Source organism: Segnochrobactrum spirostomi (genome assembly GCF_009600605.1).
Taxonomy (GTDB): Bacteria; Pseudomonadota; Alphaproteobacteria; order Rhizobiales; family Segnochrobactraceae; genus Segnochrobactrum; species Segnochrobactrum spirostomi.
This window is the reverse complement of sequence record NZ_VWNA01000001.1, coordinates 2,926,463-2,951,027: the sequence shown is the minus strand read 5'-3', so window position 1 is coordinate 2,951,027 and position 24,565 is coordinate 2,926,463. Positions and strand designations below refer to the sequence as shown.

Annotated in this window: 22 protein-coding genes; 12 read left to right on the top strand and 10 right to left on the bottom strand. The window is 69.3% G+C overall.

What is annotated here, in order from left to right:
• Window positions 1-73 precede the first annotated feature (73 nt).
• Complete coding sequence (locus F0357_RS13260; RefSeq protein WP_153482473.1) at window positions 74-553, top strand: YbaK/EbsC family protein; 480 nt, start codon at window positions 74-76, stop codon at window positions 551-553.
• 161 nt (window positions 554-714) lie between these two features.
• The gene (scpC, locus tag F0357_RS13255; RefSeq protein WP_153482469.1) at window positions 715-2,238 is read left to right on the top strand and encodes a succinyl-CoA:acetate CoA-transferase ScpC; all 1,524 of its coding nucleotides are present in this window, start codon (window positions 715-717) and stop codon (window positions 2,236-2,238) included.
• 83 nt (window positions 2,239-2,321) lie between these two features.
• On the opposite strand, the gene pheS is transcribed toward scpC, so the two are convergent.
• Together pheS and F0357_RS13245 are read right to left on the bottom strand one after the other, a co-directional pair.
• Window positions 2,322-3,413: a phenylalanine--tRNA ligase subunit alpha gene (gene pheS, locus F0357_RS13250; RefSeq protein WP_153482462.1), complete on the bottom strand. Its 1,092-nt coding sequence runs from the start codon at window positions 3,411-3,413 to the stop codon at window positions 2,322-2,324.
• Window positions 3,414-3,543: 130 nt separating this feature from the next.
• Window positions 3,544-4,602, bottom strand: a complete 1,059-nt coding sequence (locus tag F0357_RS13245) for a LacI family DNA-binding transcriptional regulator (RefSeq protein WP_153482460.1) — start codon at window positions 4,600-4,602, stop codon at window positions 3,544-3,546.
• A gap of 298 nt (window positions 4,603-4,900) precedes the next feature.
• Here F0357_RS13245 and F0357_RS13240 point away from each other — a divergent pair, with 298 nt between their 5' ends.
• Window positions 4,901-5,995: a fatty acid desaturase family protein gene (locus tag F0357_RS13240; protein ID WP_153482458.1), complete on the top strand. Its 1,095-nt coding sequence runs from the start codon at window positions 4,901-4,903 to the stop codon at window positions 5,993-5,995.
• Window positions 5,996-6,058: 63 nt separating this feature from the next.
• Window positions 6,059-6,382: a MocE family 2Fe-2S type ferredoxin gene (locus F0357_RS13235; protein ID WP_153482456.1), complete on the top strand. Its 324-nt coding sequence runs from the start codon at window positions 6,059-6,061 to the stop codon at window positions 6,380-6,382.
• Window positions 6,383-6,546: 164 nt separating this feature from the next.
• On the opposite strand, the gene F0357_RS13230 is transcribed toward F0357_RS13235, so the two are convergent.
• The 4 genes from F0357_RS13230 to argJ all read right to left on the bottom strand — a co-directional run bounded on the left by F0357_RS13230 (window position 6,547) and on the right by argJ (window position 9,504).
• On the bottom strand, window positions 6,547-6,828 hold the full coding sequence (locus F0357_RS13230; RefSeq protein ID WP_153482454.1) for a hypothetical protein: 282 nt from the start codon (window positions 6,826-6,828) through the stop codon (window positions 6,547-6,549).
• Window positions 6,829-7,014: 186 nt separating this feature from the next.
• Window positions 7,015-7,419, bottom strand: coding sequence for a (deoxy)nucleoside triphosphate pyrophosphohydrolase (locus tag F0357_RS13225; RefSeq protein WP_153482452.1), 405 nt, complete (start codon window positions 7,417-7,419; stop codon window positions 7,015-7,017).
• A 31-nt stretch (window positions 7,420-7,450) separates the two neighbouring features.
• A complete protein-coding gene (locus tag F0357_RS13220; protein WP_153482450.1) occupies window positions 7,451-8,266 on the bottom strand; it encodes a GNAT family N-acetyltransferase in 816 nt (271 codons plus the stop codon).
• Window positions 8,266-9,504 (bottom strand): bifunctional glutamate N-acetyltransferase/amino-acid acetyltransferase ArgJ, encoded by a 1,239-nt coding sequence (argJ, locus tag F0357_RS13215; RefSeq protein WP_312861710.1) that lies wholly within the window; start codon window positions 9,502-9,504, stop codon window positions 8,266-8,268. Before argJ ends, F0357_RS13220 begins: the two co-directional genes overlap by 1 nt.
• Window positions 9,505-9,780: 276 nt before the next feature.
• On the opposite strand from argJ, the gene F0357_RS13210 reads away from it, so the two are divergent.
• Window positions 9,781-10,584: a class I SAM-dependent methyltransferase gene (locus F0357_RS13210; protein WP_153482444.1), complete on the top strand. Its 804-nt coding sequence runs from the start codon at window positions 9,781-9,783 to the stop codon at window positions 10,582-10,584.
• A 288-nt stretch (window positions 10,585-10,872) separates the two neighbouring features.
• Window positions 10,873-12,612 (top strand): D-lactate dehydrogenase, encoded by a 1,740-nt coding sequence (dld, locus tag F0357_RS13205; protein ID WP_153482440.1) that lies wholly within the window; start codon window positions 10,873-10,875, stop codon window positions 12,610-12,612.
• A gap of 54 nt (window positions 12,613-12,666) precedes the next feature.
• Here dld and metW read toward each other — a convergent pair whose 3' ends face one another.
• Both metW and metX read right to left on the bottom strand, forming a co-directional pair.
• Window positions 12,667-13,287, bottom strand: a complete 621-nt coding sequence (gene metW, locus F0357_RS13200; protein ID WP_153482439.1) for a methionine biosynthesis protein MetW — start codon at window positions 13,285-13,287, stop codon at window positions 12,667-12,669.
• Window positions 13,288-13,295: 8 nt separating this feature from the next.
• Window positions 13,296-14,498: a homoserine O-acetyltransferase MetX gene (gene metX / locus F0357_RS13195; protein WP_153482438.1), complete on the bottom strand. Its 1,203-nt coding sequence runs from the start codon at window positions 14,496-14,498 to the stop codon at window positions 13,296-13,298.
• A gap of 232 nt (window positions 14,499-14,730) precedes the next feature.
• Here metX and hisC point away from each other — a divergent pair, with 232 nt between their 5' ends.
• Entirely contained in the window at window positions 14,731-15,879 is a 1,149-nt protein-coding gene (hisC, locus tag F0357_RS13190; RefSeq protein ID WP_153482437.1) for a histidinol-phosphate transaminase, read from the top strand.
• A gap of 90 nt (window positions 15,880-15,969) precedes the next feature.
• Window positions 15,970-16,899, top strand: a complete 930-nt coding sequence (locus F0357_RS13185) for a prephenate/arogenate dehydrogenase family protein (protein ID WP_312861581.1) — start codon at window positions 15,970-15,972, stop codon at window positions 16,897-16,899.
• A gap of 6 nt (window positions 16,900-16,905) precedes the next feature.
• Here F0357_RS13185 and F0357_RS13180 read toward each other — a convergent pair whose 3' ends face one another.
• Entirely contained in the window at window positions 16,906-17,952 is a 1,047-nt protein-coding gene (locus F0357_RS13180) for a DUF2125 domain-containing protein (protein ID WP_153482435.1), read from the bottom strand.
• 309 nt (window positions 17,953-18,261) lie between these two features.
• Here F0357_RS13180 and dnaK point away from each other — a divergent pair, with 309 nt between their 5' ends.
• From dnaK to F0357_RS13165, 3 genes are all read left to right on the top strand, one after another.
• The gene (gene dnaK / locus F0357_RS13175) at window positions 18,262-20,163 is read left to right on the top strand and encodes a molecular chaperone DnaK (RefSeq protein WP_153482434.1); all 1,902 of its coding nucleotides are present in this window, start codon (window positions 18,262-18,264) and stop codon (window positions 20,161-20,163) included.
• Between the two features lie 307 nt (window positions 20,164-20,470).
• The gene (gene dnaJ, locus F0357_RS13170; protein ID WP_153482428.1) at window positions 20,471-21,610 is read left to right on the top strand and encodes a molecular chaperone DnaJ; all 1,140 of its coding nucleotides are present in this window, start codon (window positions 20,471-20,473) and stop codon (window positions 21,608-21,610) included.
• 431 nt (window positions 21,611-22,041) lie between these two features.
• Entirely contained in the window at window positions 22,042-22,626 is a 585-nt protein-coding gene (locus F0357_RS13165; protein ID WP_153482420.1) for a class I SAM-dependent methyltransferase, read from the top strand.
• Window positions 22,627-22,635: 9 nt separating this feature from the next.
• Here F0357_RS13165 and F0357_RS13160 read toward each other — a convergent pair whose 3' ends face one another.
• Window positions 22,636-23,550, bottom strand: a complete 915-nt coding sequence (locus tag F0357_RS13160; RefSeq protein ID WP_153482418.1) for a sugar kinase — start codon at window positions 23,548-23,550, stop codon at window positions 22,636-22,638.
• Window positions 23,551-23,712: 162 nt separating this feature from the next.
• Between F0357_RS13160 and F0357_RS13155 the strand changes: the two genes are divergently transcribed.
• A complete protein-coding gene (locus F0357_RS13155) occupies window positions 23,713-24,309 on the top strand; it encodes a methylated-DNA--[protein]-cysteine S-methyltransferase (RefSeq protein WP_153482416.1) in 597 nt (198 codons plus the stop codon).
• Window positions 24,310-24,565 lie beyond the last annotated feature (256 nt).

The following is a 24,565-nucleotide window of genomic DNA, read 5'->3' as shown; positions in this document are numbered from 1 at the left end:
CCTCTCCCCACGCCGACATCCGGTCGGCCTGCGCGGCCCGGAGGCTCCCCGCGGCCCGGGAGCCCGACGTCGCATGAGTCTCGAATCCGTCCGCGCCTTCCTCGCCGAGAAGGCTCCCGACATCGCCATCATCGAGCTCGAGACGAGCACGGCCACGGTGGCGCTCGCCGCCGAAGGCCACGGCGTCGCGCCCGCCCAGATCGCCAAGACGTTGTGTCTGCGCAGCGGTGACGACACCTTCCTCGTCGTCACCCGCGGCGACGCCCGCCTCGACAACCGCAAGGCCAAGGACGCGTTCGGGGCCAAGATCCGTATGCTCGGCGCCGAGGAGGTCGCGGCGCTGACCGGGCATCCGGTCGGCGGCGTCTGCCCGTTCGGCCTCGCCACGCCCCTTCCCGTCTATTGCGACGTGTCGCTGCGCGCCTTCGACATCGTGGTGCCTGCCGCGGGCGCGATCCACGCCGCGCTGCGCATCGCCCCGGAGCGCATGGCCGCGATCACCGAGGCCCGCTGGATCGACGTCTGCCGGACCGACGACGTTCCCCCGCCCTGACCCGAGACACCGACCCGAGCCCCTCTCCCGACACTTGCTCCAAAGACCAGTCCCCCAGGAAACGCCCCGAATCCGGCATGGGCTTGCGGCCGATCAAGGCCTCGCCTCCCCGATCGTCCCATGATCGCCGTCGCCCGCCCGGACCGACAACAGGACCGACGATGATCACAGACCGCATCCGCTGTGCGCCGCTACTCGAGCGGATCACCTCTTCCGACGAGGCCGCCAGTTTCATCCGCGACGGCATGACGGTCGGCATGAGCGGGTTCACCCGGGCCGGCGAGGCGAAGGCCGTGCCCCTCGCCTTGGCCGAGCGGGCGAAGCGCGAGCCGCTCAAGATCACCCTCATCACCGGCGCCTCGCTCGGCAACGATCTCGACAAGACGCTGTCGGAGGCCGGTGTGCTGTCGCGCCGCATCCCGTTCCAGTCCGACCCGGCGCTGCGCAAGGCGATCAATGCCGGCGAGGTCATGTTCATCGACCAGCACCTCTCCGAGACGGTCGAGATGCTGCGCTCCCGCCAGATCGGCCCGGTCGACGTCGCGGTGGTCGAGGCGGTCGCCATCACCGAGACGGGCGGCATCGTGCCGACGACCTCGGTCGGCAACTCGGCGACCTTCGCGATTCTCGCCGAGAAGGTCATCATCGAGATCAACCTCGCCCAGCCGCTCGCCCTCGAAGGCTTGCACGACATCTACATCCCGACCCGCCGGCCGACCCGCGAGCCGATCCCGGTGATGGCGCCTAACGACCGCGTCGGCACACCCTTCATCCCGATCGATCCGTCGAAGATCGTCGCCATCGTGGTGACGGAGAAGCTCGACAGCGCCTCGACGGTGCTGCCGCCCGACAACGAGACCAGGTCGATTGCCGGCCATCTCACCGAGTTCCTGCGCCACGAGGTCGATCGCGGGCGCCTCGAAAAGTCGCTGCAGCCGCTCCAGGCCGGCATCGGCACCATCGCCAACGCGGTGATGCACGGCCTCATCGACAGCCCGTTCGAGCGGCTGACGATGTATTCGGAGGTGTTGCAGGATTCGACGTTCGACCTGTTCGACGCCGGCAAGCTCGACTTCGCCTCCGGCTCCTCGATCACCCTCTCGAAGGCGCGCTACCGCCAGGTGCTCGACGACATCGCGCGCTACAAGCCGCGCCTCATCCTGCGCCCGCAGGAGATCAGCAACCACCCGGAGGTGATCCGCCGGCTCGGGCTGATCGCGGTCAACACGGCGCTCGAATTCGACATCTACGGCAACATCAACTCGACCCATGTGGGCGGCACCCACATGATGAACGGCATCGGCGGCTCCGGCGATTTCGCACGTAACGCCCATCTGTCGATCTTCGTGACGAAGTCGATCGCCAAGAACGGCGCGATTTCGAGCGTGGTGCCGATGGTGCCCCACGTCGATCACACCGAGCACGACGTCGACATCGTGGTGACGGAATGCGGCCTCGCCGACCTGCGCGGGCTCGCGCCGCGGGAACGGGCGAGGCTCATCATCGAGACCTGCGCCCACCCGCTCTACCGCGACCGCCTCGCCGATTATTTCGCCGAAGCCTGCCGCCGCGGCGGCCAGACGCCGCATCTGCTCGAAAAGGCGTTCGCTTGGCACATCGCCGCCCGCGACACCGGCTCGATGGGCGGCACCGTGACCGACCTCAACGAGGCGCGGGTGGCGTAAGGGGCACAGCAAAACGGCAGGGAGACGCGACCGTCGTCCCTGCCGTTAAAGCTCATCCGCGCGTGCCGGAACGGCGCCCGGCGTCAGGCGGAGAGGCCGCCGAACAAGGTCGGAATGTCGAGCGGGCGGAAGCCGTAATGGTTCAGCCAGCGCACGTCGGCGTCGAAGAAGGCGCGCAGGTCCGACATGCCGTATTTCAGCATGGCGATGCGGTCGATGCCCATGCCCCAGGCATAGCCCTGCACCTTGTCGGGATCGAACCCGCCATTGCGCAGCACGTTCGGGTGCACCATCCCGCAGCCGAGGATCTCGAGCCAGTCGTCGCCCTCGCCGAAGCGCACCTCGTTGCCCATGCGACGGCAGCGGATGTCCACCTCCATCGACGGCTCGGTGAAGGGGAAGAAGGACGGGCGGAAGCGCATGTCGACGCGCTTCACCTCGAAGAACGCCTTGCAGAACTCCTCCAGCACCCACTTGAGCTCGCCCAGCGTCGCGCTCTCGTCGACGACGAGGCCCTCGACCTGATGGAACATCGGGGTGTGGGTCTGGTCGGAATCGCAGCGATAGGTGCGGCCCGGGCAGATCACGCGGATCGGCAGCTCGCCCTTCTCCATGGTGCGGATCTGCACCGGGGAGGTGTGGGTGCGCAGGAGGAGCCGCGAGCCGTCGGCCTTCGGCTCGAAGAAGAAGGTGTCGTGCATCTCCCGCGCCGGATGGCCGACGGGGAAATTGAGCGCGGTGAAGTTGTAATAATCGGTCTCGATGTCCGGCCCTTCGGCAATCGCGAAGCCGAGATCGGCGAAGATCGCGGTGAGCTCGTCCATCACCTGGGAGACCGGATGGATGCGGCCCTCGGCGAGCGGGCCCGGCCGCACCGGCAGGGTGACGTCGACGGTCTCGCGGGCGAGCCGCTCGGTGAGGGCGGCGGCCTTCAGCGTCGCCTTGCGGGCCTCGATCGCCTCGCCGACGGCCTGCTTCAGGCCGTTGATGGCGGGGCCGAGGGTGCGCCGCTCGGCGTCCGACATGCCGCCGAGCGACTTCAGCCGCTCGGTGACGACGCCCTTCTTGCCGAGCGCCGAGACGCGGGCGTCCTCGAGCGCGGCCTCGTCCGCCGCGGCTTCAATGCGCGCGATGAGATCGCGTTCGAGATCGGCGAGGGTCGCAAGTTCGGTCATCGGATCGTTCGTCGTTTACGGAGGCGGAGCCGGCCGAGCCGGATTGCCCGCCTTCTAAAGCACTTTGGCCGCCGAGGAAACATCGAGGGCGGGACCATGAGGCAACCGCGCGCCCTCCGTGCGTTCCCGCTCACACGTTCTCGCGAATGAACAGATCGAACGGGTGGACGGCGTGCACGAACGGCAGATCGGACGGCGCGGCGCCGGCGGCTCGTCCGAGGCCCTTCCCCGCGGTCGCCTTGGTCATGCCAGCGACCGCGCTCTGGGCGAGGCGGGCGGTCGGCGTGCCGATCACGGCGGTGATCACGCCGTCGATGAGCGCGGCGCGGGTCGTCGGGGTCAGTTCGTAGCAGACGACGGCGAGGCCTTCGGGCGCCTCCTCGCGCACCGCCCGGATCACCCCGTCGGTGCCGCCACCGCAGAGATAGAGCCCGACCATGCCGCGGCGGCGGGCGAGAAGGTCGAGCGTCGCCTCGTAGGCGACCCGCACGTCCTCCAGGTTGACGAGCGGTTCGAGCAGCCGAAAGCCGCTCGCGTGCTCGCGAAAGTAGGCGCGGAACGAGATCTCCGCCGTCTCCTGGCAGAGATAGCGGTGGCTGCCGACGATGATGCCGATCTCGCCCGGCGCTTGCGCCGTATGCTCGATCATCCAGGCGGCGGTGCGGCCCTCCTTGCGGTTGTCGCGGCCGATATAGCCGGCCCGCGCCTCCGCCGTGAGGTCGGTCAGGAGGGCGAACACCGGCACGCCGTCGGCCTTGAGGTCGGCGATCGCCGCGTCGATGTGGGGATGTTCGATGGAGACGACGGAGAGCGCATCGACGTCGGCCCCGAGCCGGCGCATCGCCTCGGCGAGCGCGCCCGGCGAGAGCTCGTCGACGAACGCCACGACGGGAACGACGCGCACGTCCGTGGCCGCGGCACAGGCCGCCTCGATGTCGGCGGCGAACTGGCGGTAGAAGGCGTCGCTGCGCTTCTGCAACAGGAAGCCGAAGCGGCGCTCGGGAACGGCGCGGCGCACCCTCCGCTCCATCAAGGCGGTCGCGTGGTAGCCGAGCGCCTCGGCGGCGGCGAGCACCCGCTCGGCGGTGCCGCTGCGCACCGCGTGGCGCCCGTTCAGCACCCGATCGACGGTCGCGACGCTGACCCCGGCGGCCTCCGCCAGGTCCACGATGGTCGGACGCTTCGCCATGGCGCGCTCCCTGATCGCCCGTCGCGCGGCCTCGGCCGTCCCGACATTTGCGCGATTCCATCATCCCGCGGGCCTGAAGAATGATGGTTTTTGATAGGAAATGATAGACCTTTCTTGAGCGAGACCGGCGTCGCGCCTAGACTTCTTCGAGATCGAAACAACGACAAGACGAGATCGGCGGCCGGCTGCGGGGACAGCGGCCGGCAGAGCGAAACGCCCGAACGACGAGGGAAGGCCGCGCGGTGCGGCCGGCGGCTCACGGGCCGCCGGCGCCGGAGCCGGTCTCGGAGGAGGAAAGATGGGCTTCGAACCGTCCGCCGCGCCGCCGCGCGATTACAGCCTCGTCGGACCGGAGACGGCCCGCGCGCTCGAACGCGGCCTCGCCACCGCCGAATGGTACACCTGCCCGATCCCCCGCAAGGACATGAAGGCGCTGATGAAGCGCTCCGACGGGCCGGCTTTGCGCGACACCGCGATCTGGCTCGGCGCCCTCGTCGTCTCCGGCGTGCTCGGCGGCCTCGCCTGGGGCACGTGGCTCGCGGTGCCCTGCTTCCTCGTCTACGGCGTGCTCTATGGCTCGGTCTCGGACAGCCGCTGGCACGAATGCGGCCACGGCACCGCCTTCAAGACGCGCTGGCTCAACGACGCGGTCTATCATCTCGCCTGCTTCATGATCTTGCGCGAGCCGACGATCTGGCGCTGGAGCCACACCCGGCACCACACCGACACCATCATCGTCGGCCGCGATCCGGAAATCGCGGTGCCGCGGCCGCCGGATTTCCTCGGGCTCCTGCTCAACCTGTTCGCGCTGAAAAGCGCGGCGATCGCCCTGCCGAAGCTCTTTCTCCACGCGACCGGACGACTGACGGCGGAAGAGAAGACCTTCGTGCCCGAGATGGAGCGCTGGAAGGTCTTCCTCGTCGCGCGGATCTATCTCGCCGTCTTCGCCGCGGTCATCGCCGCCTGTCTCGCGTTTCGCTCCATCCTGCCGGCGATGTATGTCGGCCTGCCGACCCTCTATGGCGGATTCTTCGTGATCTTCTTCGGGCTCACCCAGCACGCGGGCCTCGCCGAAGACGTGCTCGACCACCGGCTCAACAGCCGCACCGTCTACATGAACCCGCTGTTCCGCTTTCTCTACTGGAACATGAACTATCACGTGGAGCACCACATGTTCCCGATGGTGCCCTACCACGCGCTGCCGAAGCTCCACGCCGCGATGAAGCACGATTGCCCGCAGCCCTATCCGAGTTGCCTCGCCGCCTACCGGGAGATCATCCCGGCGCTCCTGCGCCAGCGGAAGGACCCGACCTGGCACGTCGAGCGGCGCCTGCCCGCGGGCGCGGCGCCGATGATGCCGCCCGCCGGGATCGCCCCCGCCGCGGCCGAGTGACGCCATCTGACCGACGCGAAGAACGAGAGCCGCCCGCCGCGGCCGAGAGGGAGTTTGTTGCCTATGACCATCGTCGCCACCCGCTGGATCGATGCCTGCGCCGCCGACGACATCGAAGAGGAGGACGTGATCCGGTTCGATCACGAAGGCCGCACCTTCGCGATCTACCGCCTCGACGGCGACGCCTATTATGCGACGGACGGCCTGTGCACCCACGAGCAGGTCCACCTCGCGGACGGCTTCGTCAGCGGCACGCTGATCGAATGCCCCAAGCACAACGGCCGCTTCGACGTGCGCACCGGCCAAGCCAAGGGCGCGCCGGTCTGCGTCAACCTCGTCTCCTATCCGGTTCGCCTCGACGGCGGGCGGGTGATGCTCGGCCTGTGAGCGGGCCAAATCGCGGGCAGCGAGGGTGGAGAGGCGCACGCGAGGCAAGGGACCGCCGTGCCTGGGCATGGCCGTGCGGACCGCGCGTCCCTCCACCCTGCCGACGGATGCCGCGGGCGCCTCGCCGGACGCGGCATCGGGTCTCGTGATAGCGGGGGGCGCGATCAGCGGCGCTGGCGGTAGATCATCCTGCGGCCGATCAGGAACTCGCCCGGCGCGAGGCTTTCGACCTGTCTCGTCACCGGGCCGTCGGCGAGCACGCCGGCGAACTCGAAGACGTGGCCGTTGAGATCATGGACGCGCGCGGCGATCGGCTCGTCCCCGAGAAAGCCGATGGTCTCGGGCTCCGGCACATAAGGCCCGATCTCGAAATATTCGATCGGCATCCGCCGCAACAGCCGGTCGCTCCGGCGCGAGTGATGTCGAAGAGTGCTGGCGAAACCCATGGCCGCCGTTCCTTGCGCCGCCACTTCCCGTGCCCGCATCGGGCAAGACATGGCAAAGCACGAACCCTCGTTTCAAATCGATGGGTGTCGTCTTCGTTCCGTATCGGAAAAGCATAGGAACAGGCGGTTTCGCGGGCCTGCCGGGCCTCAACAACGCCGCCACGCGCGGGTGTGAGCGCGTAGTCGTCAGCGCAACAGATCGATGAGGTGCGCGACGAGCGGCTCGTCGGCCGGCGGCATCGGGACCTCGCGCAGCTTCGGCGCCGGCAGCCACTTCAGCGCCTGACCTTCGCGGCCGACCGGGATGCCCTCCCAGCGTCGGCAGACATAAAGCGGCATCAGGAGGTGGAAGTCGTCGTAGGCGTGGCTCGCGAAGGTGAAGGGCGCTAAGCAGGCCGGCTTCACGGTCAGTCCGAGCTCCTCGTCGAGCTCGCGGATCAGGCATTCCTCCGGCCGCTCGCCCGCCTCGACCTTGCCGCCGGGAAATTCCCAAAGCCCCGCCAGCGCCTTACCCTCGGGACGCTGGGACACCAGCACACGCCGATCGGCGTCGATGAGCGCGCAGGCGGCGACGAGCACGAGACGCGTCATGGCGATCCTTCTCGAGAGACCGCGCGGCCGATCAGGCCGCGCCGGGCCGGCGATAGAAGTAAGGGTAGGCCTCGACGAAGCCGAGGCGTCGATAGAGCCGGACCGCCGGGTTGACCGCCTTGACCTGGAGCCAGGCGTGGCGGGCGCCGGTGGCGCGTCCAAAGCCCAGGATGCCGGCGATGAGGGCGGCGCCGAAGCCCTGTCCGCGCACCTCCGCGTGGGTCACCACCTCGAACAGGCCGACGAGATCGCCGTCGCGCACCACGAGGGCGGCGGCGACCGGCGCGCCGTCGACCTGGGCGACCGCCAGCACCGCCTCGGGCACGATCCGCGCGAGAATGGCGGCGAGGAGATCGCGGTTCTCCGCGTGCTCGCCGCCGAGCTCGACCAGAATGTCCGCCCAGGCGCCGCGCTCGGCGCCCGTCGCGCGGAGGATCTCCAGCGCATGGGTCGGCGCCTCGATGGCGACGTGGGGCATCATCAGGTCCGCTCGCATCACCGCCGTCTCGTCGAAGCGGCTCCAGCCGAGCCGGTCGAGAAGAGCATCGAGGGCCGGCGGCGTCAGCGGCGTCCGCCGCAGCGTCGGCACGGCGCCGAGCCGCGCGCAATCTGCGACGATGCGCTCGAGCCGCGCCTCGAGGTCGGCGTCGTCGCCCGCATCGAGCACGCAGAACGAGTTGATCCGCTTGGCGTCATGGCCCGGCGTCAGCCGCGACAGCCAGCGCCGGTCGAGTGTGAGGTGCGTCGAGGGAAAGGCGTTGATCGTCGCGTCTTCGAGACGCGCGACGAACGCCGCCTCCGTCGGAGCCGGGTCGATCGGGGCGGCGGGCTGCGGGGGCCGGTCCATCAGCTCCGGTAGTCGCCGTTGATCGCGACATATTCCTTGGTGAGGTCGCAGGTCCACACCGTCGCCTTGCCGCGGCCGAGGCCGAGGTCGACCTTCACGGCGATTTCCGCCTGCTTCATCGCGGCGCTCGCGGCGGCCTCGGAATAATCGGGATCGCGGGCGCCGGCGACGGCGACGCGCACGTCCCCGAACCAGATCGCCAGCCGGTCGCGCTCGGCCGGCTCACCGGCCTTGCCGACCGCCATGACGACGCGGCCCCAATTGGCGTCCTCGCCGGCGATCGCCGTCTTCACCAGCGGCGAATTGGCGATCGAGAGCGCGATCTTCTTGGCCGAGCGGGGCGAGGTGGCGCCCTCGACGGTGATGGAGACGAACTTGGTCAGCCCCTCGCCGTCCTTGCCGACCTGATGGGCGAGGTCGATGAGCAGGGATTCGAGGGCGCGGCGGAAGGCGCCGAGACGGCGATCCGTTGGGCTCTCGATCGGCGCGATCGCCGCCTTGCCGGTCGCGAACAGGATCAGCGTGTCGCTGGTCGAGGTGTCGCTGTCGATAGTGACGCAGTTGAAGCTCTTGTCGGCCCCCTTCGAGATCAGCCCCTGGAGCACCGGTGCCGCGATCGGCGCGTCGGTGGCGATGAAGGAGAGCATGGTCGCCATGTCCGGGGCGATCATGCCGGCGCCCTTCGCCATGCCGTTGATGGTGACCGGCACGCCCTCGATCTTCACCGTGCGGGTCGCGACCTTCGGGAAGGTGTCGGTCGTCATGATCGCGCGGGCGGCGTCGAGCCACGGGCCCGGGGCGACGCGGGCCGCGGTGTCGCCGAGCACGGCGGCGAATTTCTGCGGATCGAGCGGCTCGCCGATCACGCCGGTCGAGGCGAGGAACACCTCGGAGGGCGCGCAGCCGGCCGCCTTCGCGGCGGCTTCGGCCGACAGGCGCACGGTCTCGCGACCCTTGAGACCGGTGAAGGCGTTGGCGTTGCCCGAATTCACGAGGAGCGCGCGGGCGCGGCCGCCGCCGGCGATGAGCTGCTCACGGCACCATTCAACCGGGGCCGACGGGCACTTCGACCGGGTGAACACCCCGGCGACGGTGGTGCCGGGATCGAACACGGCGAACAGCACGTCGGTGCGGTTCTTGTATTTGATACCGGCTTCGGCGGTGGCGAAGCGCATGCCGTCGATCGGCGGCAGCTCGGGGAACGTCGTCGGCGCGAACGGGGAGAGATGGGCCATGATGCGCTCCGGGCGGGGACCGCGATCCCATTGCCCCAACCGACGAGCCGGTGCAAGGGGACGCTGCAAGCGGTCGCGTCGGCACAGGCGGCAACGGGGGGCGTCCGGGGTGCCCGTGCAATCGGGCGCACGCACCGGCGCCGGTCGCCATCGAAGCCCCGGACATTGCAAAACGGCCCCGCGCCTCTGGCATTCGCCGCAAGAAGTCGCCAAGTTCAGGGCGACGCACAAACGCGGCCTCCCCCTGCCGCGCCGTATTCCCGGAGGATCTGACGGCCGATGAGCCTCGATGTCGCGGAGCTGATGGCGTTCTACGAAACGCCGCTCGGCCGGGTCGCTCGCCAGTTCGTGGGGGCGCGCATCCGCCGGCTCTGGCCGGACCTCAAGGGCGAACGGCTGATCGGCCTCGGCTATGCCGCCCCCTATTGCGGCCCCTATGTCGGCGAGGCCGAGCGGGTCGGCGCCTTCATGCCGGCGCGCATGGGGGTGACGCGCTGGCCGACCGACGGACCGAACCGCGCCACCCTCGTCGAGGAGGACGCGCTGCCCCTGCCCGATCATTCGATCGAGCGGATGCTCGTCGTCCATGGCCTCGAAAACACCGACGCTCCCGAGAAGATGCTGCGCGAAATCTGGCGAGTGCTCTCGCCCGGTGGGCGCCTGCTCGTCGTCGTGCCGAACCGGCTCGGCCTTTGGACCCGCGCCGAGGCGACGCCGTTCGGAACCGGGCGCCCCTACAGCCGCAGCCAGCTCGAACGCATGTTTGCCGAGACGATGTTCACCCCCGTCGCCGCCGGCGAGGCCTTGTTCGTGCCGCCGACGAGCCGGCGCATCATTCTCGGCTCGGCCCGCGCCTGGGAACGCATGGGCCGCCGCCTGCCGGGCGCCTTCGCAGGCGTCGTGCTAGTCGAGGCGGAAAAGCGCTATTGGCAACCCGCCCAGAGCGGCGGCAAGCGCGCCCGCGTTCGCCGGCTGATGCCGGTGCTCCAGCCCGCGACCCAGCCGGCGCTGCGCATGCTGCCCGATCCGACGGCGCCGTCCGCGGGACGGACGATCGACGCCGAGACGATCGGCTCGCACTGACCGAGGGCGCGTTAGCTACAGAGTGCGCGTTAGCTATCGAATATCCGGGGGTAGAGTGCTCGCACCCCGCTTCAGGACGGCTCTTCGCAAGGTGAGAAGGACGCAGCCGTCCAAAGCGCGTGATCAGCGATAGCCCTGCCGCGGCTGCGTCGCCTGGGCTAAACCTGTCTCCGAGCCCAACAAAACGCCCTGCAACTATAAAGTTTCATTTCGGAGACATCACACCGGTTCTATCCTCTGCGGCGCGCGACCTGAATTCGAGGGCCACGACGCGCACGGGGGATCGATATGCCTGCGATTGCTGAACAACTTTCCGGCCGATCCGATCGCGTGACCCAGGCGCCCGCCGACTTGCTGGGGCAACTGCGAGGCGCCATCGGCGCGCGGAACGTCCTCACCGGAGACAGCGCGACCCGCCGGTTCCGCAAGGGGTTCCGGTTCGGCGAAGGCCCGGTGTTCGCCGTGGTGCGCCCCGGATCGCTCGTCGAGATGTGGCGCGTGCTCAATCTCTGCGCCCGCGCCGGCAAGATCGTCATCATGCAGGCCGCCAACACCGGCCTGACCGGCGGTTCGACCCCCGACGGCGCCACCTACGACCGCGACATCGTGCTCGTCAGCACGATGCGCATCGCCAAGATCCACGTCATCAAGAACGGCGAGCAGGTCGTCTGCCTGCCCGGCGCGACCCTGTTCCAGCTCGAGAAGACCCTGAAGCCGCTCAACCGCGAGCCGCATTCGGTGATCGGCTCGTCTTGCATCGGCGCCTCGGTGTTCGGCGGCATCTGCAACAATTCCGGCGGCGCGCTGATCCATCGCGGCCCCGCCTACACCCAGTTGGCGCTCTATGCGCAGATCGACGAAAGCGGCCAGGTCCGTCTCGTCAATCATCTCGGCATCGAGGTCGGCGAAGGGCCCGAGACCATCCTGCGGCGGATCGAGGACGGCGACTTCAAGCCGTCCGACGTCCGCGACGATCCGGATCGCCACGCCTCCGATCCCGATTACCACGATTATGTCCGCGACATCACGGCGCCCACCCCGGCCCGCTTCAACGCCGATCCGAAGCGCCTGTTCGAGGCCTCCGGCAGCGCCGGCAAGGTGATGCTGCTGGCGGTGCGGCTCGACACCTTCCCGGCTGAGGACAAGAGCGTCGTCTTCTATATCGGCACCAACAATCCCGACGAGCTGACCGACCTGCGTCGACACATCATGCAGAAGTTCGAGGATCTGCCCGTCGAGGCCGAATATATCCACCGGGATGCGTTCGACATCGCAAACAAGTATGGCAAGGATACCTTCCTCGCCATTCAGCATCTCGGCACCGACCGCCTGCCGGCGATGTTCGCGGCGAAGGGCCGTTTCGACGCGTTCTGCGCGCAGTTCAAATTCCTGCCGCACGCTTTGTCCGATCGGATCATGCAGACGGCGGCCGATCTGTTTCCCCGCCATCTGCCGAAGCGGCTCTATGACTACCGCGCCCGCTTCGAGCATCATCTGATCCTGAAGATGGCCGGCGACGGCATCGCCGAGGCGCGCACCCATCTGGCGCAGATCTTCCCCTCCAAGGACGGCGCCTATTTCGAGTGCACGCCCGACGAGGGCGTGAAGGCGCTTCTGTTCCGCTTCTCCGTCGCCGGTGCGGCGATCCGCTATCGCGCCGTCCATCAGCGCGAGGTCGCGGACATCGTCGCCCTCGACATCGCCTTGCCGCGCAACGAATTGCACTGGCGCGAGCGGCTACCCGCCGCGCTGGACGCCAAGATCCTCTATAGGCTTTATTACGGCCACTTCTTCTGCCAGGTCTTCCACCAGGACTACATTGTGAAGAAGGGCTTCGACACGATGGCCGTCGAGCACGAGATGTGGACGCTTCTCGACGCGCGCGGCGCCGAATACCCGGCCGAGCACAATGTCGGCCATCTCTACAATGCCAAGCCCGCGCTGGTGAACCATTATCGGGCGCTCGACCCGACCAACAGCTTCAACCCGGGCATCGGCCACACGTCAAAGTGCGCGCACTGGGTCTGACCCGTGCGCGTAGCCGTCCGATGCTACGACGGTTTTGGAGTGAGGCCGACGGCCTCACCGTCTGAGCAGAAACACCGCCTGTTCGCCGAAGATGTTCCAGAACGCCCACGGGGCGTTGAGCGGGATCGGCTTGCCCGCCGCGTCGAGAGCAACCGCCCGCTCGACCTTCGCATCGATCTCCCGCGTCGTCGCGACGAAGTCGCGGATCGTGCAGAAGTGGATGTTCGGCGTGTCGTACCAGGAATAGGGCAGATTCTCGGTGACCGGCATGCGCCCCTTGAACAGGAGGCTCATCCGCACCCGCCAGTGCCCGAAATTGGGGAACGAGACGATCGCGCGCCGCCCGATGCGCAACAGGTGCTCGAGCACCCGCTTCGGCTCGCGGGTCGCCTGGAGGGTTTGGCTCAGGATGACGTAGTCGAACGAATCGTCCGGATATTCGGCGAGATCCGTGTCGGCGTCGCCCTGGATGACGGAGAGGCCGCGGGCGACGCATTCGTTGACGCCGGCCTGGGAGATCTCGATCCCGCGCCCGTCGACGCCACGGGCGCCGTTCAGGAAGGCGAGCAGCGCGCCGTCGCCGCAGCCGACGTCGAGCACCCGCGAGCCTCGATCGACGAGGTCGGCGATGAGGCGCAGATCGAGGCGCGGTTCGGGAAGATGCGGGTTGGCCATCGCGCCCCTCAATCGCTGCCGCCCGGCGGGGCGATGCCGCGCGCTCGCGCCGCGCCGGAGAGGAAGCCGCGCACGGTGCGGAACAGTTCCGGCTCGTCGAGCAGGAAGGAATCGTGGCCGCGGTCGGTCTCGACCTCGACGAACGAGACGTTCGCCGCGACCGCATTGAGCGCATGGACGACAATGCGGCTCTCGCGGGTCGGAAACAGCCAGTCGCTCGTGAAGGAGACCACGCAGAAGCGCGTCTTGGTGCCCTGGAAGGCGCGCGCGAGCACCCCGTCGTGGTCAGCCGACAGATCGAAATAATCCATCGCCCGGGTCACGTAGAGATAGGAATTGGCGTCGAAGCGGTCGACGAAGCTCAGCCCCTGGTGGCGCAGATAGCTCTCGATCTGGAAATCCGCGTCGAAGCCGAAGGTCAGCGTCGGCCGGTCCTGAAGGTTGCGGCCGAACTTCCGGTGCAGCGCCTGCTCGGACATGTAGGTGATGTGCGCCGCCATGCGCGCGACCGACAGGCCCTTGCTCGGCCGCGTCCCGGCGTCGAGATAGCGGCCCGAGCGCCAGTCCGGATCGGCCATGATCGCCTGCCGGCCGACCTCGTGGAAGGCGATGTTCTGCGAGGAATGCCGCGCGCCGGTCGCGATCGGCACCGCCGCGAAGACGCGCTCCGGCCGGCTCGCCGCCCATTGCAGCACCTGCATGCCGCCCATCGAGCCGCCGACCACCGCGAACAGGGTGTCGATGCCGAGCCGGTCGACCAGCATGGCCTGGGAGCGCACCATGTCGGCGATGGTGACGACCGGCAGGTCGAGGCCGTAGACCCGGCCGGTCTGCGGGTTGAGCGAGGCCGGCCCGGTGGTGCCCATGCAGCCGCCGAGCACGTTGGCGCAGATCACGAAGAAGCGGTCGGTATCGACCGGACGGCCGGGCCCGACGAGCGTCGTCCACCAGCCGGGCTTGCCGGTGACGGGGTGGACGTTGGCGGCGTGCTGGTCGCCGGTCAGCGCGTGGCAGAGCAGGATCGCGTTGCTCTTGTCGGCGTTGAGGGTGCCGTAGGTCTGGTAGGCGATCTGCCACGGCGCGATCGCCGTGCCGGCATCGAGATGCAACGGCTCGTCGGTCCCGAACAGCGCGACGGCGCTCGAGGGATGGTCGATCTCCCGCTGGCGCTGGAGGTCCGCCGCCTGGTCTTTGTCTCGCTCGAACGTCATCGGGGATCGTGCCTGACACTCATGGCCGTCCGGCTGGCGGCGGCGCGGCCGCTCGGCGCCGCCGCAGGTGGGCCGCGCCGGTCCCGACCGAACGAATGCGCGTAGGAGCGTGGTCGGCCGCTGTCAACGTTTTCTTTGATTTCGGCGGGCGCGTTCCTTAAGAGTTGCGCCCGCGCCGCACGCGGGCGACGCGGTTCGTCCGCCCGCTCGGCCGAGTGCAAGGTGCCCCTCGATGACGACCTCCGTACCGCCCCTCAGCGCCACGCGTTTCGATCCCATTTCGCAGTCCGCGCGGCCCCGTGCGCGCGCCTCGATCCTGGAGATCAAGCCCTATGTGCCGGGCAAGTCCTCGGTCACGGGCGAGGGCAAGGTGCACAAGCTGTCCTCGAACGAATCCCCGCTCGGCCCGAGCCCGGCGGCAGTCGAGGCGATGAAGGCGGCGGCCGAGACCCTCGCCCTCTATCCCGATCCCGGCGCGACCAAGCTGCGCGAGGCGATCGGCCGGCGTTACGGCCTCGATCCCGAGCGCATCGTCTGCAGCGCCGGCTCCGACGAGCTCATCGCGCTGCTCTGCCACGCCTTCCTCAGCGAAGGCGACGAGATGATCCAGACCCGGCACGGCTTCAACATCTACGCCATCGCCGCGCTGACCGCCGGCGGCAAGCCGATCTTCACCGAGGAGAAGGATCTCACCGCCGACGTCGATGCGATCCTCGCCGCGGTGACCCCGCGCACGCGCCTCGTCTTCATCGCCAACCCGAACAACCCGACCGGCACCTACGTCCCGTTCGCCGACCTGAAGCGCCTCGCCGAGGGCCTGCCGAAGGACGTCGTCCTGGTGATCGACGCGGCCTATGCGGAATATGTCCGCCGCAACGATTATTCGTCCGGCCTCGAGCTCGCCGCGACGATGCCGAACGTGGTGATGATCCGCACCTTCTCCAAGATCCATGGCCTCGCCGCGCTGCGCATCGGCTGGCTCTACGGGCCGGCGGAGATCGTTTCGGTGCTGCACCGCATCCGCGGCCCCTTCAATGTCAGCGGCCCGGCGATCGCGGCGGCGGCGGCGGCGATGGACGATGTCGGTCACGTCGAGCGTTCGGTCGATCACAACGAGACCCTGCTGCCCTGGTTCACGGACGAACTGCGCGCCCTCGGTCTCGACGTGACGCCGAGCGCGGCGAACTTCGTCCTCGTCCATTTCCCCGACGAGGACGGCCGCCGCGCGATCGACGCCGACATGGCGCTTCAGGACGCGCGCATCATCGTGCGGCGGATGGAGAGCTATTTCCTGCCGAACGCGCTGCGCATCACCATCGGTAGCGAGGAGGCCCTGCGCGCCACCCTCGCCGTGTTTGCCCGCCTGCTCGGCAAGGATTGAGAGGGAGCGCGCGACGCGCCCCTCGCGAGGACCATCGTGATTTTGAACGCCCCTCTCTTCGACGCTCCCGCGGCTCCCGGACGGACGCCTGTGGTCGAGCGCCTCGCCGTGATCGGCATCGGCCTGATCGGCTCGTCGATCGCCCGCGCCGCCCGCGCCCGCGGCATCGCGGCCGACGTCGTCCTCGGCGACGCGAGCGAGGCGGTGGTGCGGCGCGCCGCCGACCTCGGCCTCGGCTCCCGCGTCGGCACCGATCTCGCCGGCATCGTGCGCGACGCCGACCTCGTCATCGTCTGCGTGCCGGTCGGCGCGTGCGGGGCCGTCGCCGAGTTGATCGGCCCGGCCTTGAAGCCGACCGCCATCGTCTCGGACGTCGGCTCGGTGAAGGGCTCGATCGTCCGCCAGATGCTGCCGCATCTGCCCGATGCCGGCCGCTTCGTGCCGGCCCATCCGGTCGCGGGTACCGAGCATTCGGGCCCGGATGCCGGCTTCGTCGAACTCTTCGACAACCGCTGGTGCATCCTGACGCCGACGCCGGACTCGGCGCCGGACGCGGTGGAGACGCTGCGGGACTTCTGGACCCGGGTCGGCGCCAACGTCGAGACCATGACGCCCGAGCACCACGATCTGGTGCTCGCCATCACGAGCCACGTGCCGCACCTGATCGCCTACAACATCGTGGGCACCGCGGCCGATCTCGAAGAGGTGACGCAGTCCGAGGTCATCAAGTTCTCGGCCGGCGGCTTCCGCGACTTCACCCGTATCGCCGCGTCCGACCCGACGATGTGGCGGGACATTTTCCTCAACAACAAGGACGCGGTGATCGAGGTGCTCGGCCGCTTCTCGGAGGATCTCGCCGCCCTCCAGCGCGCGATCCGCTGGGGCGACGGCGACGCGCTGTTCGACCTCTTCACCCGCACCCGGGCGATCCGCCGCAGCATCATCGACGTCGGTCAGGATACCAGCGCGGCCGATTTCGGCCGCCGCGCCCTCAACGCGGCGACCCAGACCGGCGGCTGACGCCCCTCAGTTCCCGACCGGGATCGGCGGCAGCGTCACGAGCGTCAGCATGCCGATCGAGACCCGGCTCGCCGCGATGCGGATCGGCAGCGTGCGGGCCGGCTTGCCGTCAACCTCAGACGGCAGGCCGAAGGCGGAGATGGCGCCGGCGACCGCCACCAGCGCGCCGTTCTGCGGCAAGAAGGGCGCAAACAGCGACGGCAGCCCGGCCGGATCGATCACGGTGGCCTTGAGATCGCCGTCGATCAGCCCGTCGGGGCGCAGCCGCAGCGAGCCGGCCGCCTTGATGAGGGTCGCGCCGTTGCCGAGATGGAAATCGGTCACGTCGATCGGCAGGCCCTCGATCGGGACCGCGAGTCCCGCGCCGAGCAGCGTCGCGCCGCCGTCCTCGATGGTGACGAGAAGCGCGCCGTCGAGCGGCGAACTCGCCGGAAAGCGCACGCCGGCCGCGGTCCAGGCGAGATCGGTGCCGCCTTCCGTGGTCGGGGTGCGGCGGGCGTGCAGTTCGAGAAGATCGATGTTCGTCGCCGGAACCGGCCCCGCCTTGAGCACCGCATGGTCGATCGACACGGCGCCGCGGGCGACGGCGCCGTCCTGCAGGTTGAGGCTCATCTGGGCGCGTTGCCAGACGAGACTCGCGAGCGGCGCGGCCGGGTCGCCGACGGTGAGCGGGCCGTCGAGATTGGCGACGACGCGGTTCGGATCGTAGACCCGGGCACCGGCGATCAGCCGCCCCGCCGCGATCGTCGGCGCGCGGTCCGAGACGAGGGCGAACGAGCCGCAGCTGATGTCGAGCAGGAACGGATAGCCGCCGACCGAGCGCGGCTCGCAGCGCACGGCTATGCCGTTGCGCGCGGAATTTTCCAGGAAATCCTGGGCGAGCGAATCGAGCGTCCGGCTCGCCTGCCACCAGAAGGTGGTCCAGCCGACCGCGATGATCGCGACGAGGATCATGAGCACGATGACGCGCCGCTTCATGCGGCTGCGTGGCGCCGCCGGCGGCGGGCCGGGCTGGCGCTGTTGTGCGACGGCGGACGGGGTCGCCCCGGACATCGGTGTCTCCCGAGAAACCTGCCGCCGACGGAGCGCGGCAGGACGCTTCCTAACGCTGATCCCCCGCGAGCCGATGCGACCGTGGCGGCGGGATCGAGCCTTCACCGATTGCGCCGCGTCTTTCCGGCGACGGCAAGGCGTGGGCCGGCTTGCGGCCTGTTTGCCCCCCTCTTATATAGCCGGAAGCACGGGCGCTACCGCTTCAGAGCTCGTGAAATCCAATGGTTTGGGGACCGGCCGGGATGAACCCGGCTTTTCAGGTCGGATGCCTCCCCGAGGGTCCGTCCGGTCTGCCAGGAGGAGAAGATAATGGGTAAGGTCATCGGCATCGACCTCGGCACGACCAATTCGTGCGTCGCGGTCATGGACGGCAAGCAGGCCAAAGTCATCGAGAATGCCGAGGGCGCGCGCACCACGCCTTCGATGGTCGCCTTCACCGACGACGGCGAGCGTCTGGTGGGCCAGCCGGCGAAGCGCCAGGGGGTCACCAATCCGGAACGGACCTTCTTCGCGGTGAAGCGCCTGATCGGCCGCCGCTTCGATGATCCGATGGTGGCGAAGGACAAGGACCTGGTGCCCTACAAGATCGTCAAGGGCTCCAACGGCGACGCGTGGGTCGAGGCCGACGGCAAGACCTACTCGCCCTCGCAGATTTCCGCCTTCATCCTGCAGAAGATGAAGGAGACCGCGGAGGCCTATCTCGGCCAGAGCGTCACCCAGGCGGTGATCACCGTCCCGGCTTATTTCAACGACGCCCAGCGTCAGGCCACGAAGGACGCTGGCAAGATCGCCGGCCTCGAGGTTCTGCGCATCATCAACGAGCCGACCGCGGCCGCGCTCGCCTACGGGCTCGACAAGACCGAGAAATCCAAGACCATCGCCGTCTACGACCTCGGCGGCGGCACCTTCGACGTGTCCGTGCTGGAGATCGGCGACGGCGTGTTCGAAGTGAAGGCGACCAATGGCGATACGTTCCTCGGCGGCGAGGACTTCGACATGCGGCTCGTCAACTATCTCGCCGACGAGTTCAAGCGCGAGCAGGGCATCGACCTGCGCGGCGACAAGCTCGCCCTCCAGCGTCTGAAGGAAGCGGCCGAAAAGGCCAAGATCGAGCTGTCCTCGGCGACCCAGACCGACATCAACCTGCCCTTCATCACCGCCGACGCGAGCGGACCGAAGCATCTAACCTTGAAGCTCACCCGCGCCAAGTTCGAAGCGCTGGTGGACGATCTGGTCCAGAAGACGGTCGAGCCGTGCCGCGCGGCGCTGAAGGACGCCGGCCTCACCGCCGGTCAGATCGACGAGGTGGTTCTGGTCGGCGGCATGACCCGCATGCCGAAGATCCAGGAGATCGTGAAGCAGTTCTTCGGCAAGGAGCCCCATAAGGGCGTCAACCCGGACGAGGTCGTCGCCATCGGCGCCGCGATCCAGGCCGGCGTGCTCCAGGGCGACGTCAAGGACGTGCTCTTGCTCGACGTGACGCCGTTGTCGCTCGGCATCGAGACGCTCGGCGGCGTGTTCACCCGCCTGATCGACCGCAACACGACGATCCCGACCAAGAAGGGCCAGGTGTTCTCGACCGCCGAGGACAACCAGACCGCGGTCACCATCCGCGTGTTCCAGGGCGAGCGCGAGCTCGCGGCCCACAACAAGATGCTCGGCCAGTTCGACCTGGTCGGCCTGCCCCCGGCGCCGCGCGGCGTGCCGCAGATCGAGGTCACCTTCGACATCGACGCGAACGGCATCGTCAACGTCTCGGCCAAGGACAAGGGCACCGGCAAGGAGCAGCAGATCCGCATCCAGGCGTCGGGCGGTCTGTCCGATTCCGACATCGAGAAGATGGTGAAGGACGCGGAGGCTCACGCCGCCGAAGACAAGCAGCGCCGCGAACTGATCGAGGCGAAGAACCACGGCGAAGCCCTGGTTCACTCGACCGAGAAGTCGCTCGCCGATTACGGCTCGAAGATCTCCGGCGCCGACAAGTCGGTGATCGAGACCGCGCTCGCCGACCTCAAGACCGCGCTCGAGGGCGAGGACGTCGAGGGCATCAAGGCGAAGACCAACGCGCTCGCCCAGGCTTCGATGAAGCTCGGCGAGGCGATGTACGCCTCGCAGCAGGGCGGCGAGGCGGCGGCCGAGCCGAAGGCGGACGACGTGGTCGACGCCGACTTCGAGGAAGTTCAGGACGACGACCGCAAGAAGTCGGCCTGATCCGACGACAGGACCGTGCCGGAGCGCGACGACGCCGCGCTTCGGCACGTTTGCGTTGAGGCCCGTGTGCTTCTCCGGCGGGGTTGGGCCCGCCAGCGGACAGTGCGGAGCGCCGCGTTCGAGTCACCGGCCGAGGGCGCTTCCGTGCGGCGACCGCAGGGATGTGCCGCCACGGCCAAAGATCAACGAGTTCTACCGGAGCGTGTCCCGGCGATGATGCCTGCCCGTCCGCATCGACACCGCGCCGCCGGATCGCTTCTCCGGCAGCCGGGCGGGCGCCGGCGCCGCGCCCGATCCTGAAGTCACCATGGCCAAGCGCGATTATTACGAAGTTCTCGGGGTCGGACGCGACGCCAACGAAGCGGCGCTGAAGAGCGCCTTCCGCAAGCTCGCCATGCAGTGCCATCCGGACCGCAATCCGGATGACCCGACGGCCGAGGTTCGCTTCAAGGAAATCAACGAAGCCTATGACGTCCTCAAGGACCCGGAGCGCCGCGCGGCCTACGACCGCTTCGGCCACGCGGCCTTCGAGCAGGGCGGCATGGGTGGCGGCGCCGGCTTCGGCAACGACTTCGCCTCGGCGATGTCGGACATCTTCGACGAATTCTTCGGCATGAGCGGCCGGCGCGGCGGGGCTGGCGGCGGACGCGGCCGCGAGCGCGGCGCCGACCTGCGCTACAATCTCGAGATCGACCTCACCGAGGCCTTCGCGGGCCGCACGGTGGAGATTCGCATCCCGACGCCGATCACCTGCGACGTCTGCTCCGGCAGCGGCGCCAAGCCCGGCACCAGCGCCACCACCTGCCGCACCTGCGGCGGCTCCGGCCGCGTGCGCACCTCCCAGGGCGGCTTCTTCACCCTGGAGCGCACCTGCCCGACCTGCCAGGGCCGCGGCGAGACCATCGCCGATCCGTGCGGCAAGTGCGGCGGCTCCGGCCGCATCACCCGCGAGCGCACCCTCTCGGTCAACATTCCGGCCGGCATCGAGGACGGCACCCGGATCCGGCTCGGCGACGAGGGCGAAGCGGGCATGCGCGGCGGCCCGCCGGGCGACCTCTACATCTTTCTCTCGATCAAGCCGCACGATTTCTTCCAGCGCGACGGCGCCGACATCTATTGCCGGGTGCCGGTGGCGATGACGACGGCGGCGCTCGGCGGCGACATCGAGGTGCCGACCATCGACGGCGGCAAGAGCACGGTTCGCGTGCCGGAAGGCACCCAGACGGGACGGCAGTTCCGCGTCAAGGGCAAGGGCATGCCGGTCATGCGCACCGCCCAGCACGGCGACATGTACATCCAGGTCCAGGTCGAGACCCCACGCAACCTGACCCGCCGCCAGCGCGAGCTTCTCGAGGAATTCCGCCGCGAATCGTCCGGCGACACCCACCCGGACGAGCACGGCTTCTTCGCCAAGGTGAAGGACTTCTTCGACGGCCTCGGCGGCTGACGAGGCTCTGCGGCGCCGCGAGGTGCCGGCGGGTCGGAGGGCTGAGTGCGTTCGCCCCCTCCGTGGGCCCTTTTCGTCGGCTGATGTCCGCCCCCGCGGACACACGCGCCAGTGAGCCCTTCCCCCTCTCCGTCATCGCCCGGCTCGTCCGGGCGATCTCGCGCGGACCCGAGATACCCCGGACGAGCCGGGCATGACGCGGTGACGTCTGGGCATGACGTGTTGGAGGCAGAGCAGGACGGGGGCATGACGCGCCGCGTGAGACCCGGCGGCTCTTGCGGCAAGCATCGTGCGAGGATCACGCAAGTCCTCGCCTCGGATTGTCTTCCCAACGTCGCCTTTCCGGTCCATCTGTTGGCGTCGCCTCAGATTCGCCACCCCGATCACCCGTTGATGGCGACCGTTCCGCGCCCGCGAGGAGAGCTCCGCCGATGTCGACCGCCCGCCGCATCACCCGCCGGATCGTCGATCAGGGGCGCTTTCTGCGCAATTGGGCCTCGAGCCCGCTGACGACCGGCGCGGTGGCGCCCTCGGGTCCGGCGCTCACCAAGGCGATGGCGGCGGCGGCGGAGCCGGAGCGCGGCGGCATCATCCTCGAGCTCGGCCCCGGAACGGGCGTGATGACCGAGGCGCTGATCGCCCGCGGCATCGACGAATCCCGCATCGTGATGATCGAATACAGCGCCGATTTCTGCCACCTGCTGCGCCGCCGCTTCCCGCGCGCCCAGGTCGTCCAGGGCGACGCCTATCACGTGAAGAAGACGCTCGACCTGCCGAACGGCAGCGTCGCAAGCGTGATCTCGAGCCTGCCGCTCTTCACCCGCCCGCTCGAAGCCCGGCGCGGCCTGATGCACGATTGCATCGACCTGCTCGTCCGCGGCGCGCCCTTCATTCAGTTCTCGTATGCGCTGGTGCCGCCGGTGCCGGCCGAGGCCGGCCGCTTCACCACGCGCCCGAGCCCGTGGATCCTGCGCAACGTGCCGCCGGCCCGGGTCTGGACCTATCGCAGCGCCTGAGCGCGGCGATTACGGCATCGCCTCGCGCGGAATGATCGCGCCGCGATGCTGCACGACCGCGGCGGCGAGGCGATGACCGGCGCGGGCCGCGGCCTCCGGCGCCGCCCCGTTCAGCCGCGCGGCGAGGTAGCCGGCGGCGAAGCTGTCCCCCGCCGCCGTGGTGTCGACGACCTGCGCGACCGGCTCCGCGGGTACCTCGACGCGCGTGTCCCCGACGGCGACGACGCAGCCGGGCTTTTCGAGCTTCAGCACGATCTCTTGGACGCCATGGCCGGCGATGCGGGCGAACGTCGCCTCGGCGTCGCGGTCGCCGTAGAGCTCGCGCTCGTCGCCGAGGCCCGGCAGGGCGATGTCGGTGCGGGCGAGCATGGCGTCGTAGGCTGCCCGCGCCTCGCCGGCATCCGCCCAGAGCCGGGGCCGCCAGTTGGAATCGAAGGCGACCCGCCCGCCGCGGGCGCGCACCCGGTCGGCGAGGGCGTAGAGCGCGGCCCGTCCCGCCGCACCCCAGATCGCGAGGCTGATGCCCGAGAGATAGAGGAGGTCGTAATCTTCGAGCGCCTCGACGAGGGCGGGCGAGCCGGGTAGCGCGAAGAGATCGCGCGCAGGCGCTTCGTTGCGCCAATAGAGGAAGCGCCGCTCGCCGGCCTCGTCGGTGACGATCGCATAGAGCCCGGCGACCCGGCCCGGCGCCTGCAGCACACGGCCCGTGCCGACGCCCTCCCGCGCCCAGGCGGCGAGCATGTCGTGGCTGAAGGGATCGTCGCCGAGCGCCGTCACATAATCGACGGCGACGCCGAGGCGGGCGAGATAGACGGCCGTGTTGAGCGTGTCGCCGCCGAAGCCCAGCGCCGCACTGCCGTCGGGCCGCCGGGCGATCTCGACCATGCATTCGCCGAGCGCCGCGACGCGCAAAGGTGTCGCCATCGTTTCCGTCCCCTCCCCGGCTCTCTCACCATGCGTCCGGGCGGGACCTTATAGACCGCGACGGCGCGGGGCGTCGATGCACCGCGCGCCGGAGCGCCGAGTGCCAACCGCGACGTGTCTGCGTCGCGCCGCGCGAGGCCCGAGTCGTGCTATGATTCGGCCATGTCGGCCGGCGGCTTCACCCTCTTCGACACCGCGATCGGACGCTGCGGCCTCGCCTGGGGCGCGGCGGGCCTCGTCGCGGTGCAGTTGCCGGATCCCGACGAACGCGGCCTGCGCAGCCGCCTCGCGGCCCGCGCGCCGGGGCTCGAGACCGTCTCGCCGCCCCCGTTCGCCACGGACGCCATCCTGCGGATCATGCGGCTGTTCGAGGGCGCCCGGGACGATCTCGCGACGGTGCCGCTCGACATGACCGGCGTCCCCACCTTCCACCGCGACGTCTATGCCCTGACCCGCGCCATCCCGCCGGGCGCGACGCTGACCTATGGGGAGGTCGCGCTGCGCCTCGGCGATGCCGGCCTCGCCCGCGCCGTCGGCCAAGCACTCGGCCGCAATCCGTTTCCGATCGTGGTGCCGTGCCACCGCGTGATGGGCGCCGGCGGCCGTTTCGTCGGCTTCACCGCGACCGGCGGCGTCGCCACCAAACGGCGGATGCTGGAGATCGAAGGCGCACTCGCCCCGCAGGCCCCGAGCCTCTTTCCCGACCTCCCCCTCGCCGCCAAGCCGCGATCTCCCAAGGCGGCGCGGCGGATACCATAGAGACCACTTCGGCCGGGGCACGGTCGGAGCTCCCGTTCCGGCTCACTCCCGGTCTTTCGCGTGGAAGCGCCGGCTGAGAGTGAATGGCTGGCACGGCCCATCCGCGTCTTCCCCGGGTTCGTCCCTGGGGCAATCGCATCTGTCTCCGGGCCATCCCGGCGGCCACCCTTATGCGGCGAACACCTTGCCCTCCATCGTCATTGCCGGCCTTGTGCCGGCAACCCAGGGGCGGCGGACGAAAAGCGCGCGGCCCCTG

Coding starts and splice junctions, on each gene's coding strand:
- F0357_RS13260 (WP_153482473.1), top strand. CDS start 74: ATGAGTCTCGAATCCGTCCGCGCCTTCCTCGCCGAGAAGGCTCCCGAC.
- scpC (WP_153482469.1), top strand. CDS start 715: ATGATCACAGACCGCATCCGCTGTGCGCCGCTACTCGAGCGGATCACC.
- pheS (WP_153482462.1), bottom strand. CDS start 3,413: ATGACCGAACTTGCGACCCTCGCCGATCTCGAACGCGATCTCATCGCG.
- F0357_RS13245 (WP_153482460.1), bottom strand. CDS start 4,602: ATGGCGAAGCGTCCGACCATCGTGGACCTGGCGGAGGCCGCCGGGGTC.
- F0357_RS13240 (WP_153482458.1), top strand. CDS start 4,901: ATGGGCTTCGAACCGTCCGCCGCGCCGCCGCGCGATTACAGCCTCGTC.
- F0357_RS13235 (WP_153482456.1), top strand. CDS start 6,059: ATGACCATCGTCGCCACCCGCTGGATCGATGCCTGCGCCGCCGACGAC.
- F0357_RS13230 (WP_153482454.1), bottom strand. CDS start 6,828: ATGGGTTTCGCCAGCACTCTTCGACATCACTCGCGCCGGAGCGACCGG.
- F0357_RS13225 (WP_153482452.1), bottom strand. CDS start 7,419: ATGACGCGTCTCGTGCTCGTCGCCGCCTGCGCGCTCATCGACGCCGAT.
- F0357_RS13220 (WP_153482450.1), bottom strand. CDS start 8,266: ATGGACCGGCCCCCGCAGCCCGCCGCCCCGATCGACCCGGCTCCGACG.
- F0357_RS13210 (WP_153482444.1), top strand. CDS start 9,781: ATGAGCCTCGATGTCGCGGAGCTGATGGCGTTCTACGAAACGCCGCTC.
- dld (WP_153482440.1), top strand. CDS start 10,873: ATGCCTGCGATTGCTGAACAACTTTCCGGCCGATCCGATCGCGTGACC.
- metW (WP_153482439.1), bottom strand. CDS start 13,287: ATGGCCAACCCGCATCTTCCCGAACCGCGCCTCGATCTGCGCCTCATC.
- metX (WP_153482438.1), bottom strand. CDS start 14,498: ATGACGTTCGAGCGAGACAAAGACCAGGCGGCGGACCTCCAGCGCCAG.
- hisC (WP_153482437.1), top strand. CDS start 14,731: ATGACGACCTCCGTACCGCCCCTCAGCGCCACGCGTTTCGATCCCATT.
- F0357_RS13180 (WP_153482435.1), bottom strand. CDS start 17,952: ATGTCCGGGGCGACCCCGTCCGCCGTCGCACAACAGCGCCAGCCCGGC.
- dnaK (WP_153482434.1), top strand. CDS start 18,262: ATGGGTAAGGTCATCGGCATCGACCTCGGCACGACCAATTCGTGCGTC.
- dnaJ (WP_153482428.1), top strand. CDS start 20,471: ATGGCCAAGCGCGATTATTACGAAGTTCTCGGGGTCGGACGCGACGCC.
- F0357_RS13165 (WP_153482420.1), top strand. CDS start 22,042: ATGTCGACCGCCCGCCGCATCACCCGCCGGATCGTCGATCAGGGGCGC.
- F0357_RS13160 (WP_153482418.1), bottom strand. CDS start 23,550: ATGGCGACACCTTTGCGCGTCGCGGCGCTCGGCGAATGCATGGTCGAG.
- F0357_RS13155 (WP_153482416.1), top strand. CDS start 23,713: ATGTCGGCCGGCGGCTTCACCCTCTTCGACACCGCGATCGGACGCTGC.